This window comes from Pseudomonas sp. FSL R10-0399, assembly GCF_009600165.1.
GTDB classification, from domain to species: Bacteria; Pseudomonadota; Gammaproteobacteria; order Pseudomonadales; family Pseudomonadaceae; genus Aquipseudomonas; species Aquipseudomonas helleri.
The window spans coordinates 13,447-34,227 of the sequence record NZ_WIWK01000062.1 but is presented as its reverse complement, the minus strand read 5'-3'; the positions used below and the strand labels follow the sequence as shown (position 1 = coordinate 34,227).

Annotated in this window: 17 protein-coding genes; 12 read left to right on the top strand and 5 right to left on the bottom strand. The window is 58.3% G+C overall.

Annotation, left to right across the window (positions count from 1 at the left end; genetic code table 11):
* Window positions 1-96: 96 nt before the first annotated feature.
* The gene (locus GHO41_RS17545; protein ID WP_153434238.1) at window positions 97-1,488 is read right to left on the bottom strand and encodes a class II fumarate hydratase; all 1,392 of its coding nucleotides are present in this window, start codon (window positions 1,486-1,488) and stop codon (window positions 97-99) included.
* 194 nt (window positions 1,489-1,682) lie between these two features.
* Between GHO41_RS17545 and GHO41_RS17540 the strand changes: the two genes are divergently transcribed.
* From GHO41_RS17540 to GHO41_RS17510, 7 genes are all read left to right on the top strand, one after another.
* The gene (locus GHO41_RS17540) at window positions 1,683-2,201 is read left to right on the top strand and encodes a DUF2059 domain-containing protein (RefSeq protein WP_048368523.1); all 519 of its coding nucleotides are present in this window, start codon (window positions 1,683-1,685) and stop codon (window positions 2,199-2,201) included.
* A gap of 11 nt (window positions 2,202-2,212) precedes the next feature.
* Window positions 2,213-2,509 carry a BolA family transcriptional regulator gene (locus GHO41_RS17535; protein WP_153334749.1) on the top strand — a complete coding sequence of 99 codons (297 nt, stop codon included), beginning with the start codon at window positions 2,213-2,215 and terminating at the stop codon, window positions 2,507-2,509.
* A gap of 100 nt (window positions 2,510-2,609) precedes the next feature.
* Entirely contained in the window at window positions 2,610-3,548 is a 939-nt protein-coding gene (locus GHO41_RS17530) for a rhodanese-related sulfurtransferase (protein ID WP_153434237.1), read from the top strand.
* Between the two features lies 1 nt (window position 3,549).
* A complete protein-coding gene (locus GHO41_RS17525) occupies window positions 3,550-4,185 on the top strand; it encodes a DsbA family protein (protein ID WP_153434236.1) in 636 nt (211 codons plus the stop codon).
* Window positions 4,178-5,995, top strand: coding sequence for an ABC transporter ATP-binding protein (locus tag GHO41_RS17520; RefSeq protein ID WP_371928966.1), 1,818 nt, complete (start codon window positions 4,178-4,180; stop codon window positions 5,993-5,995). The genes GHO41_RS17525 and GHO41_RS17520 overlap by 8 nt, the downstream gene beginning before the upstream one ends.
* 144 nt (window positions 5,996-6,139) lie before the next feature.
* Window positions 6,140-8,599, top strand: coding sequence for an EAL domain-containing protein (locus GHO41_RS17515; RefSeq protein ID WP_153434235.1), 2,460 nt, complete (start codon window positions 6,140-6,142; stop codon window positions 8,597-8,599).
* A 45-nt stretch (window positions 8,600-8,644) separates the two neighbouring features.
* Window positions 8,645-9,430 carry a TenA family transcriptional regulator gene (locus GHO41_RS17510; protein WP_371928965.1) on the top strand — a complete coding sequence of 262 codons (786 nt, stop codon included), beginning with the start codon at window positions 8,645-8,647 and terminating at the stop codon, window positions 9,428-9,430.
* Window positions 9,431-9,506: 76 nt separating this feature from the next.
* On the opposite strand, the gene GHO41_RS17505 is transcribed toward GHO41_RS17510, so the two are convergent.
* The 4 genes from GHO41_RS17505 to GHO41_RS17490 form a co-directional block, all read right to left on the bottom strand.
* A complete protein-coding gene (locus GHO41_RS17505; RefSeq protein ID WP_153427838.1) occupies window positions 9,507-10,247 on the bottom strand; it encodes a YciK family oxidoreductase in 741 nt (246 codons plus the stop codon).
* A gap of 45 nt (window positions 10,248-10,292) precedes the next feature.
* The gene (gene mupP, locus GHO41_RS17500; RefSeq protein ID WP_048368515.1) at window positions 10,293-10,964 is read right to left on the bottom strand and encodes an N-acetylmuramic acid 6-phosphate phosphatase MupP; all 672 of its coding nucleotides are present in this window, start codon (window positions 10,962-10,964) and stop codon (window positions 10,293-10,295) included.
* A gap of 3 nt (window positions 10,965-10,967) precedes the next feature.
* The gene (gene ubiG, locus GHO41_RS17495; protein ID WP_048368514.1) at window positions 10,968-11,666 is read right to left on the bottom strand and encodes a bifunctional 2-polyprenyl-6-hydroxyphenol methylase/3-demethylubiquinol 3-O-methyltransferase UbiG; all 699 of its coding nucleotides are present in this window, start codon (window positions 11,664-11,666) and stop codon (window positions 10,968-10,970) included.
* Between the two features lie 63 nt (window positions 11,667-11,729).
* On the bottom strand, window positions 11,730-13,061 hold the full coding sequence (locus GHO41_RS17490; protein ID WP_048368513.1) for a TRZ/ATZ family hydrolase: 1,332 nt from the start codon (window positions 13,059-13,061) through the stop codon (window positions 11,730-11,732).
* 108 nt (window positions 13,062-13,169) lie between these two features.
* Between GHO41_RS17490 and mtnA the strand changes: the two genes are divergently transcribed.
* The 5 genes from mtnA (at window position 13,170) to hisC (ending at window position 20,769) form a co-directional block, all read left to right on the top strand.
* A complete protein-coding gene (gene mtnA / locus GHO41_RS17485) occupies window positions 13,170-14,246 on the top strand; it encodes an S-methyl-5-thioribose-1-phosphate isomerase (RefSeq protein WP_153338100.1) in 1,077 nt (358 codons plus the stop codon).
* Between the two features lie 384 nt (window positions 14,247-14,630).
* Window positions 14,631-17,282 (top strand): DNA gyrase subunit A, encoded by a 2,652-nt coding sequence (gyrA, locus tag GHO41_RS17480; RefSeq protein WP_153390197.1) that lies wholly within the window; start codon window positions 14,631-14,633, stop codon window positions 17,280-17,282.
* A gap of 184 nt (window positions 17,283-17,466) precedes the next feature.
* Complete coding sequence (serC, locus tag GHO41_RS17475; protein ID WP_273218925.1) at window positions 17,467-18,552, top strand: 3-phosphoserine/phosphohydroxythreonine transaminase; 1,086 nt, start codon at window positions 17,467-17,469, stop codon at window positions 18,550-18,552.
* Window positions 18,552-19,646 carry a prephenate dehydratase gene (pheA, locus tag GHO41_RS17470; RefSeq protein WP_048368510.1) on the top strand — a complete coding sequence of 365 codons (1,095 nt, stop codon included), beginning with the start codon at window positions 18,552-18,554 and terminating at the stop codon, window positions 19,644-19,646. The genes serC and pheA overlap by 1 nt, the downstream gene beginning before the upstream one ends.
* Window positions 19,647-19,656: 10 nt before the next feature.
* Window positions 19,657-20,769 (top strand): histidinol-phosphate transaminase, encoded by a 1,113-nt coding sequence (hisC, locus tag GHO41_RS17465; protein WP_153434234.1) that lies wholly within the window; start codon window positions 19,657-19,659, stop codon window positions 20,767-20,769.
* Window positions 20,770-20,781 lie beyond the last annotated feature (12 nt).

Genomic DNA, 20,781 nt, shown 5'->3' with positions numbered 1-20,781 from the left:
TGGGGGATGCTGAAGATACTCGCTGTCCTGTTTGCTGCGCGACAGCGCGGCGTCGAAGACGGGGCGGCCCCTCCTACGGGGTTATGGCGTTTGTTTTTAATGCTTGCCGGGGCTGAGCATGTTTTCCGGGCGTACCCACTCGTCGAATTCTTCGTCGGTCAGGTAGCCCAACTCCAGTGCCGCTTCGCGCAAGGTCAACCCTTCGGCATAGGCTTTTTTGGCGATTTGCGCCGACTTGTCGTAGCCGATATGGGGGTTGAGTGCAGTCACCAGCATCAGGCCGCGCTCCAGGTGCTCGGCCATTTTGCCCGCGTCCGGCTCAAGCCCGGTCACGCAGTGTTCATTGAAGTTGCTGCAACCGTCGGCCAGCAGTTTGATCGACTGCAGCAAGTTATGAATGATCACCGGCTTGTACACGTTGAGCTGCAAATGCCCCTGGCTGGCGGCAAAGCCAATCGCCACGTCATTGCCCAGCACCTGACAGGCGAGCATCGACAACGCTTCGCATTGGGTCGGGTTGACCTTGCCCGGCATGATCGAGCTGCCCGGTTCGTTAGCCGGCAGTTTGATTTCGGCCAGCCCTGCGCGTGGGCCGGAACCCAGCAGGCGGAAGTCATTGGCCAGTTTCATCAAGGTAACGGCCAGGGTTTTCAGGGCGCCCGACAAGGTGGTCAGCGGCTCATGCCCGGCCAGCGCGGCAAATTTATTGGGGGCGGTGACAAACGGCAGGCCCGACAGGGCGGCAAGTTCGGCGGCAATGGCTTCGGCAAAGCCGTGTGGCGCATTCAGCCCGGTGCCCACGGCGGTGCCGCCCTGAGCCAGTTCGCAAACGGCCGGCAGGGCTGAGCGAATGGCTTTGTCTGCGTAATCCAGTTGCGCGATGTAAGCCGACAACTCTTGGCCGAACGTAATGGGGGTCGCGTCCATCATGTGGGTGCGACCGGTTTTAACCAGTTTCATGTGGCGCGCCGACAATTCGGCCAGCCCGCCGGACAATTCACTGATCGCCGGCAGCAAGTGCTCATGCACCGCCTTGGCCGCCGCAATGTGCATGGCCGTCGGGAAGCAGTCGTTGGAGCTTTGCGAGCGGTTGACGTGGTCGTTCGGGTGCACTGGCGATTTGCCGCCGCGGCCTTTGCCGGCCAGTTCGTTGGCGCGCCCGGCAATCACTTCGTTGGCGTTCATGTTGCTTTGGGTGCCACTGCCGGTTTGCCAGACCACCAAGGGGAATTGATCATCGTGCTGGCCGCCGAGCACTTCGTCGGCCGCCTGTTCGATCAGGCGCGCGATGTCGGCTGGCAAGTCGCCGTTGCGGTCGTTGACGCGGGCCGCGGCTTTTTTGATCAGCACCAGGGCATGCAGTACGGCCAGCGGCATTTTTTCGTTGCCGATGGCAAAGTTGATCAGCGAGCGCTGAGTCTGAGCGCCCCAATAGGCCTCATCCGGTACGTTCACTTCACCCAGGCTGTCGGTTTCGATGCGGCTCATCAGGTCGTTTCTCCTAAAGGTTGATCAGTGAGCTTAGGCGCTCAATCGCCTGCAGGAGTTCAAACTTTAGTTTTAGTGGTTTTTGTCGGATTGTTGAGAACCGCTATCAGCCTCGGGGTTGAGTGACACACTTTGTTAGGCGCAGAATGGTGCCCCCTGGGGTACGACCTCGCTTGCTAGATAAAGGAAACTCGATGACTCGTCTTCGCGCCATCTGTACTGCAGTTGCTCTGGTATGCGCCAGCGGCCAGGTATTCGCCGATGCTGCCAGCCACGCTGCCAGTGCTGAAACGTTCCTCAAGCTGGCACACGCCGACAAACTGGGGACGCCGGTGTACATGCAAGTGCAGCAAATGTTTGCTCAACGCTTTGAACAAACCAAAGCGCCGGCTGCGAAAAAAGCCTTGCTGGAAACCTACCAGGCCAAAGCCAACACTGCCCTGGACCAAGCCATTGGCTGGGACAAGCTGAAGCCGGACATGGTCAAGCTGTACACCGCCAACTTCAGCGAGTCCGAGCTTAATGACCTGGTGAAGTTCTACCAGTCGCCATTGGGCAAGAAAGTGCTGGAAAAAATGCCACAACTGACTCAACAGTCTGCCCAGATGACTCAGGCCAAGCTGGAAAGCGCCGTGCCTGTGGTCAACAAGTTGTTGGAAGACATGACCAACGAACTGGTACCGGCTGCACCGGCTCCGGCCAAAAAGAAGTAAGCGGAGTCTGAATGAACATGCAACAACGTATTGAAACGACGCTGAGCGCGTTGCAACCCGAGCATTTGAGCGTGCTGGATGAGAGCCACATGCACAGCCGTGGGTTGCAGACTCACTTCAAGGCGGTGGTGGTCAGCGAGCAGTTCGACGGGCTCAACCGTGTCAAGCGTCACCAAAAGGTTTACGCCACCCTGGGTGACCTGATGAGTGAGTTCCATGCGTTGGCATTGCACACGTACACGCCTGAAGAATGGGCGAAAATCGACGCAGCCCCGGCCTCGCCGACCTGCGCTGGCGGTGGGCACTAACACACGTTTTTGCTAGAATCCGCAACGCGCCGCTTAGTCGGCGCGTTTTTTTTGCATCCGGTTCACCCTTTGCGAGGGTAGCCACCTGGAGAGATTCACGATGACCGCGCCAATTGTTGTTGCTGCACTGTATAAATTCGTCACCCTGCAAGACTACGTTGAACTGCGTGAGCCGTTGCTCAAGGCAATGGTGGATAACGGCATCAAAGGCACTTTGCTGATCGCCGAAGAAGGTATCAATGGCACCGTTTCCGGTAGCCGTGAAGGCATTGACGGCCTGCTGGCATGGCTCAAAAATGACCCGCGCATGGTCGATATTGACCACAAAGAATCCTACTGCGATGACCAGCCGTTCTACCGGACCAAGGTCAAGCTGAAAAAAGAGATCGTCACCCTCGGCGTTGAAGGCGTAGACCCGAACAAAAAAGTCGGTACCTATGTCGACCCCGAAAACTGGAACGCCTTGATCAGCGACCCAGAGGTGTTGCTGATTGACACCCGTAACGATTACGAAGTCTCGATTGGCACCTTTGAAGGCGCCATCGACCCTAAAACCACGAGCTTTCGTGAGTTCCCTGACTACATCAAAGCCAACTTCGACCCGGCTGTGCACAAAAAAGTCGCGATGTTCTGCACCGGCGGCATTCGCTGTGAAAAAGCCTCGAGCTACATGCTCAGCCAAGGGTTTGATGAGGTGTATCACCTCAAGGGCGGCATTCTGAAGTACCTCGAAGAGGTGCCGCAGGAAGAGTCCAAGTGGGAAGGTGACTGCTTTGTATTTGATAACCGCGTGACCGTGCGTCACGACCTGAGCGAAGGTGAGTACGATCAGTGCCACGCTTGCCGCACGCCGATCAACGCTGCAGATCGTGAGTCCGAGCACTACAAGCCGGGTATTAGTTGCCCGCATTGCTGGGACAAACTGAGCGAGAAAACCCGTCGCAGCGCGATAGATCGTCAAAAGCAGATTGAACTGGCCAAGGCCCGCAATCAGCCGCACCCGATTGGTCACAACTACCGTAAATCTGCCGAGGCTTGATATGTCTGCGCGCCTGCTCTATGTGATGGACCCGATGTGTTCATGGTGTTGGGGTTTTGCGCCTGTCGCGCAAGCCCTGATCGAGCAGGCGCAAGCCGCAGGTGTGGAACTGCACCTGGTGGTGGGCGGTTTGCGCACCGGTAACAGTGCGGCGCTTGAGCCTTCGACGCGGCGCTACATCCTTGAGCATTGGCAGGCCGTGGCTGACGCCACCGGGCAGCCGTTCAACTTTGCGGGGGCCTTGCCCGAGGGTTTTGTCTACGACTGCGAGCCCGCTTGCCGGGCGATAGTGGCAGCACGCGCCCTGGCACCGCAGAAAACCTGGTGCTTGCTCAAGCTTATCCAGCACGCGTTTTACGCTGAAGGCCGGGATGTCACGCAAAGCAGTGTTTTGGTTGAGTTGGCCGAGCAGGCCGGGTTGCCACGGGCTGAGTTTGCGGCGGCCTTTGACAGCGTCGAGCAACAGGCGGCGACGGCTGCGGACTTTACCTGGGTACAGGACTTGGGCATTGCCGGGTTCCCGACGTTGCTGGCCGAGTGTAATGGTCAATTAGCCTTGCTGACCAATGGCTATCAACCGCTTGAGCCGTTGTCTGAATTGCTCGGCCGCTGGCTGGATCGTGCCACGAGTGCTTGATCCCCTGGCTAAACCGTCAACTGCCCGCACGCCAGACCGGTTGGGCTGGGCTGACATTCGCCGTCTGGCCCTGCGGCATAAAAAAGCCCTGTGGATTGCCAATGGTGTGGCTGTGCTGGCCACGCTGTGCAGTGTGCCGATTCCGTTGCTGCTGCCGCTGTTGGTGGACGAAGTGCTGCTGGGACATGGCGACGCTGCCCTGAAAGTCATGAACCACTGGCTGCCAGTCGCCTGGCAGAGTTCGGTGGGCTACATCGGCCTGATGCTGGTAGTGACGTTGCTGCTGCGCGTTGGCGCATTGTTGTTTAACGTCCTGCAATCGCGGCTGTTTTCACGGCTGGCCAAAGACATCGTGTTCCGTATCCGGGTGCGCTTGATTGAGCGCTTGAAGCGCATCTCGCTGGCGGAGTACGAGAGCCTGGGCAGCGGCACGGTGACCACGCATTTAGTCACCGACCTCGATACCCTCGACAAGTTTGTCGGCGAAACCCTCAGCCGGTTTTTGGTGGCCATGCTCACCTTGATCGGCACCTCGGCGATTCTGCTGTGGATGAACTGGCAGTTGGCGCTGCTGATCCTGTTGTTTAACCCGTTGGTGATCTACGCCACGGTGCAACTGGGCAAACGCGTCAAACATTTGAAAAAGCTCGAAAACGACAGCACTGGGCGTTTCACCCAGGCGCTGACCGAAACCCTGGATTCAATCCAGGAAGTACGAGCAGGCAATCGTCAGGGCTTTTTCCTCGGTCGCTTACAGCAGCGTGCCCGTGAAGTCAGGGATTTTGCTGCGAACTCGCAGTGGAAAACCGACGCCTCGAACCGGGCCAGCGGGCTGGTGTTCCAGTTCGGCATCGATATTTTCCGCGCGGCCGCCATGTTGACGGTGCTGTTCTCTGACCTGTCGATCGGGCAAATGCTGGCGGTATTCAGTTATCTCTGGTTCATGATCGGCCCGGTCGAGCAGTTGCTGAACCTGCAATACGCTTTTTACGCGGCGGACGGCGCGGTGACACGCATCAACCAGTTGCTGGCGCGTGAGGATGAACCTCACTATCCGGGCGGCGTTGATCCGTTTGCCGGGCGTGAAACAGTCGGCATCGATATCCGCGACCTGAGCTTCAGTTACGGCGAAGAGCGGGTGCTGGACACGCTCAATCTGAGCATCGCTCCTGGCGAGAAAGTAGCGATTGTCGGCACCAGCGGCGGTGGTAAAAGCACTTTGGTGCAATTGCTGCTGGGGCTGTACACGCCACAGTCCGGGAGTATTTCGTTTGGCGGTGTGCGCCAGTCCGATATTGGCCTTGAGGCCATTCGCGAGCATGTGGCGGTGGTGTTGCAACATCCGGCGCTGTTCAACGACACGGTGCGCGCCAACTTGACCATGGGCCGTGAGCGCACGGACGAAGCCTGCTGGCGCGCTCTGGAAATCGCTCAGTTGGATGGCACCATCATGACCCTGCCGCAAGGTCTGGACAGTATCGTTGGGCGTTCCGGGGTGCGTTTGTCGGGTGGTCAGCGCCAGCGCCTGGCGATAGCGCGCATGGTTCTGGCCGAGCCCCGTGTGGTGATTCTCGACGAGGCCACCAGCGCACTGGACGCGGCCACTGAATACAACTTGCACCACGCGTTAGGCGCTTTTTTGAGCGGGCGCACGACGCTGATCATCGCGCACAGGCTGTCTGCGGTAAAACAGGCAGACCGGGTGCTGGTGTTTGACGGTGGCAGCATTGCCGAAGACGGTGAGCATCACCAGTTGATCGCCGAGGGTGGCCTCTACGCGCAGTTGTATGGCCACTTGCAGCAAAGTTGAGGGCGCAGCGTATTTGCCCTTAATGTGTTTTTTGAGGGCTAGTTAGCACTCTGAGGTATCCCTAATGTCGGTTGTTGGCCTAGTCTCAGTTCTTTGAGGCTTTTCCTCTGGTTTTCATCTGACTGCGTGATGCAAAGGGAACTCATGAAGCCAAAACGTACGCTCGGGACGCCCCACCTGCTCGGGATTGTCTGGCCCTTTATTGCGGTTGTACTGTTTCAGGTTTTATTGGGCTGCATGAGTCTCTACATGCTATCGGCCGTAAGGGGCTATGTCGCAGGCGAGAGCTTGTGGTCCAAGGGCCAGAAAGACGCCATCTATTTCTTGAGCTTGTATGCGGATAATCGCGACCCCGCGACCTATGCGCAGTATCAGCAAGCCATTCGCGTGCCTCAGGGCGGCCATAAACTGCGGGTAGCCCTGGACCAGCCCGAGCCGGATATGCAGGCCGCACGCGAAGGTATTCTGCAAGGCGGCAATCGCCCCGAAGACGTCTATGGGCTGATTTGGCTTTATCAAAATTTCCGACATTTCAGCTACCTCGAAAAAGCCATCGCGAAATGGAGCGTGGGCGACGAGTATCTGGACAAGCTCGATAATCTGGCGCAAGAGATACACCGCCAGGTCAGCACGAATCAGGTGTCAGAGGCCGATGTCGCGCAATGGCGCGCGCAGATTTATGCCATCAACGACGCGGTGACCCCCGCAGCCAAGGCGTTCAGCGGTGCGTTGGGTGAGGCCTCGCGGTTTATTTTGAAGTTGCTGGTGGCGGTCAACCTGGCGGTAGCGCTAGGGCTGATTTGCCTCGCCTTGATGCGTACCCACAAAATTCTGGTTCAGAGCCGTGTCTTTGCTCAAGCGCTACAGCTTGAGAAAGAGCGGGCGCAAATCACTCTGGAATCCATTGGTGATGGCGTCATCAGTACCGATGTTGATGGCGCCATCACGTACATGAACCCGGCTGCCGAGCGCTTGACTCACTGGCAGTCTGAACAGGCCCGGGGCGTACCTCTGGGGGCGCTGTTCAAAATCCTGGATGACAATAGGCCGGATGAAGGCTTCAAGCTGATTGATCATGTGCTCAGCGGTCAGTTGGGCAGCAACAATGAGAACTCCAGGTTTATCCAGCGCATGGATGGCAGTACCGTGGCGGTCACCCTGTCCGGCGCGCCGATCTTGCATGCGGGCAAACTCAGCGGCGCGGTGTTGGTGCTGCATGACATGACCCAGGAGCGGCAGTACATCGCCAATCTGTCCTGGCAGGCCACCCATGATGCGCTGACCGGGCTGGCCAACCGCCGTGAGTTTGAATACCGCCTGGAACTGGTGCTGCAAAACCTGGCGCGGCAGCAAGGTAGGCATGCGCTGATGTTTTTGGATCTGGACCAATTCAAGCTGGTGAATGACACCTGCGGTCACGCGGCGGGTGACGAGCTTCTGCGCCATATTTGTGCGCTGCTGCAATCCGGTCTGCGTGAAGGCGATACCCTGGCGCGGCTGGGCGGAGATGAATTCGGCATTTTGCTGGAAAACTGCCCGGCCGATGTGGCTGAGAAAATTGCCGAGGGGTTGCGACATGCAGTGCAGAGTCTGCACTTCGCCTGGAAGGGGCGTCCGTTCCTCAACACCATCAGTATTGGCCTGGTGCATATTCACGAACTCCCGATCACGCTGGAAGGCTGCATGCGGGCTGCCGACATGGCCTGTTACATGGCCAAGGAGAAAGGCCGGAACCGGGTGCAGGTGTATCACGAGGACGACTCGGAACTGTCCATGCGCTTCGGTGAAATGAACTGGGTGCAGCGCCTGCATGTGGCGCTGGAAGAAAACCGCTTTTGCCTCTACTCCCAGGCAATCGTTCCGTTGGGGCATGTGGAGGAGCACAGCGGTCACATTGAGATTCTTTTGCGTCTGCATGATGAAAATGAACGAGTGATCATGCCTGACCATTTCATCCCGGCCGCCGAACGTTATGGCTTGATGCCATCGATTGACCGCTGGGTGGTCGAGAATGTGTTCAAGATCATTTCCGAATGCACGGCTCAGCACCCCGGGCGACCAATGGAAATGTGTGCGATTAACTTGTCGGGCACAACCATTGGTGATGATGAGTTTCTGGCGTTCTTGCACGAACAGTTTGAATGCTATGGCGTTTCGCCCGGGCAAATCTGCTTTGAGATCACTGAAACCAGCGCCATCGCCAATCTGGGCAGCGCCATTCGCTTTATCAATGACCTGAAGGCGCTGGGGTGCCGTTTCTCGCTGGATGACTTCTGCGCGGGAATGTCTTCGTTTGCTTATCTAAAGCACCTGCCGGTGGACTTTTTGAAGATTGATGGCAGTTTCGTCAGAGACATGCTGGATGATCCGATTAATCGGGCTATGGTAGAAGTGATTAATCACATTGGGCACGTAATGGGTAAGCGTACGATTGCAGAGTTCGTTGAGTCTTCGCACATTGAGCAGGCTTTGGTCGAGATCGGTGTCGATTATGCGCAGGGATATGCAGTTGAACGTCCTCACGTGCTGACGTGTGACAGTTTGTGGTGCCGGCCCAAACGTCCCGCGCCGTTGGCCTTGAAGTCGCCTGGCACGTTGCGTTAAGCATTTCCGGATTTGCAAAACCAGCGTGTCATAAGGAGCCTGATAGTGACCGAGACCTATAACCGAACTGGCCCTCTGATGGAGGCGACCAGCTACCCCGAGTGGGCTCAGCAATTGATCCGCGACTGTAGCGAGAGCAAACGCCGGGTTGTTGAACACGAAATTTACCGACGTATGCGCGACAACACCCTCAGCGAAAAGACTATGCGTGTTTTCCTGATCGGTGGCTGGCCAGTGGTCGAGCAGTTTTCGTTGTACATGGGCCATAACCTGGGCAAAACCCGTTATGGGCGCCATCCGGGTGAGGACATGGCGCGGCGCTGGCTTATCCGCAACATTCGTGTCGAGCTTAACCATGCCGACTATTGGGTGCATTGGGCGCGTGCACACGGTGTAAGCCTTGAAGACATGAACGCGCAGGACATACCGGCAGAGTTTCAGGCGCTCAACGACTGGTGCTGGCACAGCTGCGCAACCGACTCGTTGGCCGTGGCGATGGCCGCCACCAACTATGCCATCGAAGGCGCAGTCGGTGAGTGGGCCGCTGTGGTGTGCTCAAAAAGCATCTACGAAGAGTCGTTTCCGCAAGAAGGGCGCAAGCGCTCCATGAAATGGCTGAAGATGCACGCGCAGTATGACGATGAGCACCCGTGGGAAGCGCTGGAGATCATTTGCACGCTGGCGGGGTTGAACCCTTCAGAAGAGCTGAAAACCGAGTTGCGTAAAGCGATTTGCAAGAGCTATGACTACAAGTACCTGTTTTTGCAAAGCTGCTTGCAGTATGAGGGGGCGCCGGTAGTGCGTCCGCGGCGCGAGCTGGTCGAGTCCTGATTATCGGGAGATGACGACCTGAAGGGTTAAAAAAACCGGAGACTGCGTGGGCAGGCTCCGGTTTTTTTATGGGTTTTTACTGTGCGTTGAACGCCTGCCCATTGATCCCGGTACTGTCCGGGCCCATCAGGTACAGGTAAACCGGCATGATGTCTTGCGGCTCGGGGTTGTTCTGGGGGTTTTCTGCGGGGTAGGCTTGCGCGCGCATGCTGGTGCGGGTTGCGCCAGGGTTGATGCTGTTGGAGCGTACCGTAGAGACGTTTTCAACTTCGTCGGCGAGGGTTTGCATCAGGCCTTCGGTGGCAAACTTGGACACGCCATAAGCACCCCAGTAGGCACGGCCTTTGCGGCCAACGCTGCTGGAGGTGAAGATCACCGAGGCGTCTTGAGACAGTTTGAGCAACGGCAGCAGCGTGCTGGTCAGCATAAACATGGCGTTTACGTTGATGTGCATCACGCGCATGAAGTTCTCGCCACTCAGTTGCTCCAGCGGCGTGCGCGGTCCGATGATCGAGGCATTGTGCAGCAGCCCGTCCAGGCGCCCGAACTCGCTTTCAATCATGGCCGCCAGTTCGTCGTACTGATGCGGCAGGGCGGTTTCGAGGTTGAACGGGATAACTGCCGGTTTGGCGTGACCGGCGGCTTCAATGTCGTCGTAGATCTGGCTCAGGTTGGCTTCTGTCTTGCCGAGCAGCAACACGGTCGCTCCGTGGGCTGCATAGGTTTTGGCGGCGGCTGCGCCAATACCACGACCGGCCCCCGTGACCAGGATGATCCGGCCCTGAAGCAGGTCGGGGCGGGCTGTGTAATCAAACATAAAGCACCTCAACAAAAAGCAGGAAACATGTGCAGCGCCCGCGCTTCAGCAACTGCACATCGCGTTATCCAGGACTTTGCGCAATTCGGCCGGATGGTCGACCACCACGTCAGCGCCCCAATGGTCAGGGTTGTCGTTGGGGTGGATGTAGCCATAACGCACGGCGGCTGTTTTGGTCCCGGCATCGCGGCCTGACTCGATGTCACGCAGGTCGTCGCCGACAAACAGTACGCTGGCCGGGTCCAGGTCAAGCATCTTGCAGGCCAGAATCAACGGCTCGGGGTCGGGCTTGCTCTTGGTCACGTGATCGGGGCAGATCAGCAGGGCGGAGCGCTCGGCCAGCCCAAGCTGTTGCATGATCGGCTCGGCGAAGCGTACGGGCTTGTTGGTGACAACGCCCCACACCAAATGCGCTTTTTCAATATCGGCCAGCAACTCGGCCATGCCGTCAAACAGCTTGCTGTGGACTGCACAGTCACGCTGATAACGCTCAAGGAACTCAAGACGCAGCGCCTCGAAGTTGTCTGCTTCAGGGCTAATGCCAAACGTCGCGGCAACCATCGCCTTGGCACCGCCGGAAATTTCATCGCGAATCAGTTTGTCGGCAACGGGCGGCAGGTCACGGTCTGCGCGCATGGCCTGGCAGATGGCGATGAAGTCCGGCGCGGTGTCGAGCAGGGTGCCGTCCATGTCAAAAAGAACTGCTCTTAAACGCATGTATTACTCCTCGCGAAGGGTCTGGATCATGTAGTTGACGTCTACATCGTTGGCCAGTTTGTAGTGCTTGGTCAGCGGGTTGTAGGTCAGGCCGATGATGTCCTTGACGCTCAGGCCTGCCTGGCGGCTCCAGGCGCCCAGCTCGGAAGGGCGAATGAACTTCTTGAAGTCGTGGGTACCGCGCGGCATCAGCTTGAGGACGTATTCGGCGCCGATAATCGCGAACAGGTAGGACTTGGGGTTGCGGTTGATGGTCGAGAAGAACACTTGGCCGCCCGGTTTAACCATCTGGTAGCAGGCGCGGATGACAGACGCTGGATCCGGCACGTGTTCGAGCATTTCAAGGCAGGTGACGACGTCGAACTGGCCCGGCATTTCGAGCGCCAGTTCTTCGGCAGTGATTTGGCGGTACTCAACGTTGACGCCGGACTCGAGCTGGTGCAGTTGCGCGACAGCGAGGGGGGCTTCGCCCATGTCGATACCGGTGACAGTCGCCCCGCGCTGAGCCATGGACTCACTGAGGATGCCGCCGCCGCAGCCTACATCGAGGACTTTTTTACCGGCCAGATGAACGCGCTCGTCAATCCAGTTGACCCGCAGCGGGTTGATGTCGTGCAGCGGCTTGAACTCGCTTTCGCGGTCCCACCAGCGATGGGCAAGCGCCTCGAATTTGGCGATCTCGGCGTGGTCGACGTTGCTCATGGGTAAATCCTCTAAAGCTAAAAAACCGGGTAAAACTCAGGGCCGGGGCCCTGAGGCTTGGAATCAATGAGTATGGCTGTTTATACGCTCGCCCCAGGCTTTGGCGGTGGCGCACAGTTGTTGCTCGTCCAGGCGCGTCAGTTGGCCGTTATCCAGCAGTTGCTTGCCGGCGACCCATACGTGCTTCACGCAATCGCGGCCAGTGGCGTAGATCAGCTGTGAGACGGGGTCATAGACCGGCTGCTGGGCAAGACCGCTCAAATCGAACGCCACCAGGTCAGCCGCTTTGCCGACTTCGATCGAGCCGATTTCGCTCTCCTGGCCCAGGGCGCGAGCGCCGTTGAGCGTTGCCATACGCAGTGCGCGGTGAGCGTCCAGTGCCGTGGCCGAGCCTGATACGGCTTTGGCCAGCAAGGCAGCAGTGCGGGTTTCACCGAGCAAATCGAGGTCATTATTGCTGGCGGCCCCGTCGGTGCCAACCGCGACATTAACGCCGGCTTGCCACAAACGCTCGACCGGGCAGAAACCGCTGGCCAATTTGAGGTTGGATTCAGGGCAATGGATCACGCTGGAGTTACTTTCTACCAGAAGGCTCAGGTCTTCATCGTTGATTTGAGTCATGTGCACGGCCTGGAAGCGCGGGCCCAGCAAACCCAGACGGGCAAGGCGGGCTACCGGGCGCTCGGCATTGTGCTCGACGGCCTGTTGCACTTCGAAGGCGGTCTCGTGCACGTGCATTTGCACGGCAGCATCGAGTTCGTCGGCAATCACCCGGACTTTCTCGAGGTTTTCATCACCGACGGTATACGGCGCGTGCGGGCCGAACGCGATTTTGATGCGCGGGTGGTATTTCAAGTCGCCAAACAGTTCTACCGCCTGGCGCAGAGATTCGTCTGCGGTGCTTGCGCCCGGAATCGGGAAGTCCAGAATGGGGAAGGCAATTTGTGCGCGGATACCGCTGTTGTGCACGCGCTCGCTGGCGACCTTGGGGAAAAAATACATGTCACTGAAGCAGGTAATGCCGCCTTTGATCTGCTCGGCTATGGCCAGGTCGGTGCCGTCGCGCACAAACGCCTCATCGACCCACTTGGCCTCGGCCGGCCAGATATGGTTTTCCAGCCAGGTCATCAGGGGCAAGTCATCGGCCATGCCGCGGAACAACGTCATTGCCGCGTGACCGTGGGCATTGATCAGCCCCGGGCTGAGCAGCATCTCGGGGAGTTCGCGGGTTTCAAGGGCGGTGTGTTTTTCGGCGAGGTGGCGCGGGCCCATGAATACAATGCGTCCGTCCTGGATGCCCACAGCATGGTCCTTGAGTACGACCCCGGCGGGTTCAACAGGTACGAGCCAGGTGGGGAGCAGCAATAAGTCGAAGGTCAAGGGCTGGGTTGGCATCAAAAATGACTTCCGGTGCATTATAAAAAGGACGCGAAGTATACCCGAGCGTCTTGGGGGCGGGCTCGCTATAATCGGCGGTTTTGTATCAGGGTGATAGGGGAAGTCATGCGCGATCGACTGTTGGCCGCTGAAAAGGTAAAGGCCATTGATTGGCAGGGTGAAGCCCTGCATCTGCTGGATCAGCGCATTTTGCCTTTTGAAGAGAACTGGCTGGCCTATACCGACGCTGACGGGGTTGCCCAGGCTATTCGTGACATGGTGGTGCGTGGCGCCCCGGCGATTGGTATTGCGGCGGCCTATGGCGTAGTGCTGGCGGCGCGTGATCGCAAGGCGGCAGGCGGTGACTGGGTGGCGGCGCTGGAGCAGGATTTCTCCCTGTTGGCGAACTCGCGACCGACCGCGGTGAACCTGTTTTGGGCGCTTAACCGTATGCGCGACCGTCTGGAGCGCTGCAAAGACAACACCGATGCGCTGCAGGCGCTTGAAGACGAAGCCGTCGCGATCCATGAGAGCGATCGCGAGGCCAATCTGACCATGGCGCAGTTGGGTGTCGATGTGATCCGTCGCCATCAGGGCAATGCCCAAACCGTACTGACCCACTGCAACACTGGAGCGCTGGCAACCGGCGGCTTTGGCACGGCACTGGGGGTCATTCGCGGCGCATGGATCGAGGGCATGATCGAACAGGTGTATGCCGATGAAACCCGGCCGTGGTTGCAAGGCTCCCGCCTGACCGCCTGGGAGCTGGCCAACGAGGGGATCCCGGTGATTTTGAACGTGGACTCGGCTGCAGCCCACATCATGAAAACCAAGGGCGTGACCTGGGTGATTGTCGGCGCTGATCGCATTACCGCCAATGGTGACGTGGCAAACAAGATCGGCACCTACCAGTTGGCGGTCAATGCCATGCACCACGGTGTGCGCTTTATGGTGGTTGCGCCGAGTTCAACCATCGACATGGACCTGGCCAGCGGCGAAGACATCCCGATTGAAGAGCGTAACGGCAGTGAATTGCTGGAAGTGGGCGGCAAGCGTGTCGGCGCGGATGTTCAGGCGTTCAATCCGGTGTTTGACGTGACCCCGGCAGACCTGATTGACGTGATCGTGACCGAGAAGGGCATTGTTGAGCGCCCGGACGCTGCCAAAATGGCGCAATTGATGTGCCGCAAGCGGTTGCATTGATGCGCTGACGCGGGCTCCCTCCCTTGTTGCCAGATGATACAAACGAAGGCTTGCGGCGCGTGTCGCAGCCTTCGGTACTCACTAAAAACCTGGGTGGCAGGGCCCCTCAAGTGGGCTCAGAGTCCCTCTGGACACGCTCAAGCCTGCAATCGGTCCAATTACTATGCTCCATGCGCATCTGGGGGATAGGTGCGTGGCGGCGATTGTGATAACATCCGGCGGTTTCCGGGGTGCCCTGCAAGGGTTGCCCTTACTGCGCAAATCCGTAGGTTAACTCGTTGATTTGTCGTAAGTCGTTGCGTGGCACGTGGCCAGCGGCGGCGAGCTTCGTTCGTCCCGAATGGATGTGGCGAAGTTTCACCCGAAAAAGGAATCAGGCTTCTCATGGGCGAACTGGCCAAAGAAATCCTCCCGGTCAATATCGAAGACGAGCTGAAACAGTCCTACCTCGACTACGCAATGAGCGTAATTGTCGGCCGGGCACTGCCTGATGCGCGCGATGGCTTGAAGCCCGTGCACCGGCGTGTGCTGTTTGCGATGAGCGAACTGAGTAACGACTGGAACAAGCCGTACAAGAAATCTGCCCGTGTGGTCGGTGACGTTATCGGTAAGTATCACCCGCATGGTGATACGGCCGTTTACGACACCATCGTTCGAATGGCTCAGCCATTCTCCCTGCGCTACCTGCTGGTAGACGGTCAGGGTAACTTCGGTTCGGTTGACGGCGACAACGCCGCTGCCATGCGATACACCGAAGTGCGCATGACCAAGTTGGCTCACGAACTGCTGGCCGACTTGCACAAAGAAACCGTGGATTGGGTGCCGAACTATGACGGCACGGAACTGATCCCGGCGGTCATGCCAACGCGTATTCCCAACTTGTTGGTCAACGGCTCCAGCGGTATTGCTGTGGGCATGGCCACCAACATCCCGCCGCACAACCTGGGCGAAGTCATTGATGGCTGCCTGGCGTTGATCGACAACCCGGAGTTGAGCGTCGACGAACTGATGCAGTTCATCCCGGGCCCGGATTTCCCGACGGCGGCAATCATTAACGGCCGTGCCGGCATCATCGAAGCCTATCGCACTGGCCGTGGCCGCATTTACATGCGTGCCCGTTCGGTTATCGAAGACATCGACAAGGTCGGCGGCCGTCAGCAGATCGTGATCACCGAGCTGCCTTACCAGTTGAACAAGGCGCGTCTGATCGAGAAGATCGCTGAACTGGTTAAAGAGAAGAAACTCGAAGGCATCACCGAGCTGCGTGACGAGTCCGACAAGGACGGCATGCGCGTTGTGATCGAGCTGCGTCGCGGTGAAGTGCCGGAGGTTATTCTCAATAACCTGTATGCACAGACCCAGCTGCAAAGCGTGTTCGGGATCAACATTGTTGCCCTGATCGACGGTCGTCCGCGCATCCTGAACCTCAAAGACCTGCTCGAAGCGTTCGTGCGTCACCGCCGTGAAGTGGTGACCCGTCGTACCGTCTTCGAGCTGCGTAAAGCCCGTGAGCGTGGCCACATCCTTGAAGGTCAGGCCGTTGCCCTGTCCAACATCGACCCGGTGATTGCGCTGATCAAAGCGTCTCCAACGCCATCTGAAGCCAAGGAAGCGCTGATCAGCACCCCTTGGGAGTCGACGGCGGTAGTGGCAATGGTTGAACGTGCCGGTGCTGATTCGTGCCGTCCTGAAAACCTTGACCCGCAATATGGTCTGCGCGACGGCAAGTACTTCCTGTCGCCAGAACAGGCTCAGGCCATTCTTGAATTGCGCCTGCACCGCCTGACCGGTCTTGAGCACGAGAAGCTGCTGGCTGAGTACCAAGAGATTCTGAACCAGATCGGCGAGCTGATCCGCATCCTCAACAGCGCTGTGCGCTTGATGGAAGTGATCCGCGAAGAGCTGGAAGTCATTCGTGCTGAATACGGCGACGTGCGCCGTACCGAAATTCTGGATCATCGTCTTGACCTGACACTGGGCGACATGATTCCGGAAGAAGAGCGCGTTGTGACCATCTCCCACGGTGGCTATGCCAAGACCCAGCCGTTGGCTGCGTACCAGGCTCAGCGTCGTGGCGGTAAAGGCAAGTCGGCCACTGGCGTGAAGGATGAGGACTACATCGCTCACCTGCTGGTAGCCAACAGCCACACCACGCTGTTGCTGTTCTCCAGCAAGGGCAAGGTGTACTGGCTCAAGACTTACGAAATTCCAGAAGCGTCCCGCGCCGCGCGCGGTCGTCCGCTGGTCAACCTGCTGCCGCTGGATGAGGGTGAATACATCACCACCATGTTGCCGGTCGAGGAATACACCGAAGGTCATTTCATCTTCATGGCTACCGCTAACGGCACCGTGAAGAAGACCCCGCTGGAATCCTTCAGCCGTCAGCGCAGCGTGGGCCTGATCGCCCTGGAGCTGGACGAAGGCGACGTACTGATCAGCGCTGCTATCACTGATGGCGAGCGCGAAGTCATGCTGTTCTCCGATGGTGGCAAAGTGACTCGCTTTAAAGAGTCCGACGTCCGTGCGATGGGCCGTACGGCCCGCGGTGTTCGCGGCATGCGTCTGCCAGAAGGTCAAAAGCTGATCTCGATGTTGATCCCGGAAGAGGGCAGCCAGATCCTCACGGCGTCCGAGCGTGGCTACGGCAAACGTACGGCGATCAGCGAGTTCCCTGAGTACAAGCGTGGCGGTCAGGGCGTAATTGCCATGGTCAGCAACGAGCGTAACGGTCGCTTGGTTGGCGCTGTCCAGGTTCAGGATGGCGAAGAAATCATGCTGATTTCTGACCAGGGTACGTTGGTGCGTACGCGTGTTGACGAAGTGTCGAGCCTGGGTCGTAACACCCAGGGCGTGACCTTGATCAAACTGGCCAGCGATGAAACGCTGGTCGGGCTTGAGCGGGTACAGGAGCCTTCGGAAGTGGAAGGCGAAGAACTCGAAGATGACGTTGAACTCGAGGGCGAGGCCATCCAGGGTGGCGTTGACGACGAGCAGCCGCTAGAGGCTGGCGCTGACGAAGAAGAACCGCAGGAATAAGCGGACACACAGGGGGCGGATGAAGATTCGCCCCCTTGTTGTATGTGTTGGGGCTGCAACTTGTAGCGAAGCACTGATTTTTGAGCCGCCAGGCCGGTGTGCACAGAACAGATTGGCGCTTTGCCATGCGGTGCAGCTCTTGTTGATTTATTGCATGACCCACCAAATCAGAGCGAGAGTGGATGTGAGCAAACGAGCCTATAACTTCTGCGCAGGTCCTGCTGCGCTTCCTGAAGCCGTCCTGTTGCGTGCCCAGTCTGAGTTGCTCGACTGGCATGGCAAGGGCCTCTCGGTTATGGAAATGAGCCATCGCAGCGATGAGTTCGTGTCCATTGCAACCAAGGCTGAGCAGGATCTGCGCGACCTGCTGTCTATTCCCTCGAACTACAAAGTCCTGTTTCTGCAAGGCGGCGCAAGCCAGCAATTTGCCCAGATCCCGTTGAATCTGCTGCCTGAAAATGGCTCGGCGGATTACATCGATACCGGTATCTGGTCGCAAAAAGCCATCGAAGAAGCTGCACGCTATGGCCGCATCAACGTGGCTGCCAGCGCCAAGAACTACGATTACTTTGCGATTCCTGGCCAGAACGAGTGGAACCTGTCCAAAGACGCGGCCTATGTTCACTATGCGCCGAACGAAACAATCGGCGGTCTGGAGTTTGACTGGATTCCGCAAACCGGTGATGTTCCGCTGGTTGCCGATATGTCCTCGGACATCCTGTCGCGTCCAGTCGACGTTTCCCGTTTCGGCATGATCTACGCTGGCGCGCAGAAGAACATCGGCCCAAGCGGTATCGTGGTGAACATCGTTCGCGAAGACCTGTTGGGGCGTGCACGCTCGTTCTGCCCGACCATGCTGGATTACAAGGTCGCCGCCGATAATGGCTCGATGTACAACACCCCGCCAACGCTGGCCTGGTACTTGTCTGGCCTGGTGTTTGAGTGGCTGAAAGAGCAGGGCGGTGTTGAAGCCATCGGCAAGCTCAATGAAGTTAAAAAGCGCACCTTGTACGACTTCATCGATGCCAGCGGCTTGTACAGCAACCCGATCAACAAGACTGACCGCTCGTGGATGAACGTGCCGTTCCGTCTGGCTGACGACCGTCTCGACAAGCCATTCCTGGCGGGTGCTGAGGCTCGCGGCCTGTTGAACCTCAAAGGCCACCGCTCGGTTGGCGGCATGCGCGCGTCGATCTATAACGCCGTGGACATCCACGCAGTGAATGCGCTGGTGGCTTACATGGCAGAGTTCGAGAAGGAACACGGCTAATGTCCGAGCAAGAACTCAAGGCCTTGCGCCTGCGTATCGACAGCCTGGACGAAAAGGTTCTGGAGCTGATCAGTGAGCGTGCCCGCTGCGCTCAGGAAGTGGCGCGGGTCAAGATGGCGTCGCTGGCTGAAGGCGAAGTGCCGGTCTTTTACCGACCTGAGCGTGAAGCTCAGGTGCTTAAGCGTGTGATGGAACGCAACAAGGGGCCGCTGGGCAACGAAGAGATGGCGCGGTTGTTTCGCGAAATCATGTCTTCTTGCCTGGCGTTGGAGCAGCCGCTGAAAGTGGCTTATCTGGGCCCTGAAGGCACATTTACCCAAGCTGCGGCCATGAAACACTTTGGCCACGCGGTCATCAGCAAGCCGATGGCTGCGATTGATGAAGTGTTCCGTGAAGTGGCGGCCGGTGCGGTGAACTTTGGTGTGGTGCCGGTAGAGAACTCTACCGAAGGCGCTGTTAACCACACGCTGGACAGCTTCCTTGAGCACGACATGGTGATCTGCGGCGAAGTTGAGCTGCGTATCCACCACCATTTGCTGGTGGGCGAAAACACCAAGACTGACAGCATCAGCCGTATCTACTCGCATGCCCAGTCGTTGGCCCAGTGCCGCAAGTGGCTGGACGCGCACTACCCGAACGTTGAGCGGATTGCCGTGTCGAGCAATGCCGAAGCGGCCAAGCGGGTTAAAGGCGAGTGGAACTCCGCAGCGATTGCTGGCGACATGGCAGCAGGCCTGTACGGTCTGACCCGTCTGGCTGAAAAAATCGAAGATCGCCCGGATAACTCCACGCGTTTCTTGATGATTGGCAACCAGGAAGTGCCGCCGACCGGGGATGACAAAACCTCGATTATCGTGTCGATGAGCAACCGTCCGGGTGCGCTGCATGAGTTGTTGGTGCCATTCCATGAAAATGGCATCGACCTCACGCGCATTGAGACGCGTCCATCGCGTAGCGGCAAGTGGACCTATGTGTTCTTCATTGACTTTGCTGGCCACCACCGCGACCCGTTGGTCAAAAGTGTGTTGGAGCAGATCAGTCAGGAAGCCGTAGCGCTCAAAGTGCTGGGCTCCTATCCGAAAGCGGTTCTCTGAGGCGGTTTACATGAGCGGTGATTTCCTCGCCCTGGCACAGCCGGGCGTGCAGCAACTTTCGCCATACGTCCCGGGCAAGCCTGTGGACGAGCTGGCGCGTGAGCTGGATATTGATCCGGCAACCATCGTCAAACTGGCCAGTAACGAAAATCCTTTGGGTGCAAGCCCCAAGGCGCTGGCGGCCATTCGTGAAGAACTGGCTGAGCTGACGCGTTATCCAGACGGTAACGGTTTCGCCCTGAAAACCTTGCTGGCCGAGCAAACTGGCGTGCAACTGAATCAAGTGACGCTGGGCAATGGTTCTAACGATATCCTGGAGCTGGTTGCGCGTGCGTACCTGGCGCCAGGCCTGAATGCCGTGGTCAGTGAGCATGCGTTCGCGGTGTACCCGATCGTGACTCAGGCCATTGGTGCGACGGCGCATGTCGTTCCGGCCAAAGACTGGGGCCATGACTTGCCGGCCATGCTGGGGGCGATAGACGAGAACACCCGTGTGGTGTTCCTCGCCAACCCGAACAACCCGACCGGCACCTGGTTCAGCGCCGAGGCGCTCAACGAGTTTTTGCAAGATGTGCCTGAGCGTGTGCTGGTGGTTCTGGACGAGGCGTATATCGAGTACGCAGAAGGCAGTGAATTGCCGGATGGCGTGGAGTTCCTGTCGGCTTACCCGAACTTGCTGGTCTCGCGAACCTTCTCCAAGGCCTATGGCCTGGCCGCCTTGCGGGTAGGATACGGTCTGTCGAGCGCAGTGGTGGCCGACGTGTTGAACCGTGTTCGACAGCCATTCAACGTCAACAGCCTGGCGCTGGCCGCAGCCTGCGCTGCGCTGCAAGATGCCGACTATCTGGCCGAAAGCCGCCGCCTCAACGAGGCGGGCATGGAGCAGTTGCAAGAAGGCTTCCGTGAGTTGGGCTTGCAGTGGATTCCCTCCAAAGGCAATTTTATTGCGGTGGATCTGGGGCAGGTCGCAGCGCCGGTTTATCAAGGCTTGTTGCGTGAAGGCGTCATTGTGCGTCCGGTGGCCAACTACGGCATGCCGAATCACTTGCGAGTCACCATTGGTCTGCCAGCGGAAAACACCCGTTTGCTTGAGGCGCTGGCCAAGGTTCTTGCTCGTGGTTGATGTTATATCGCT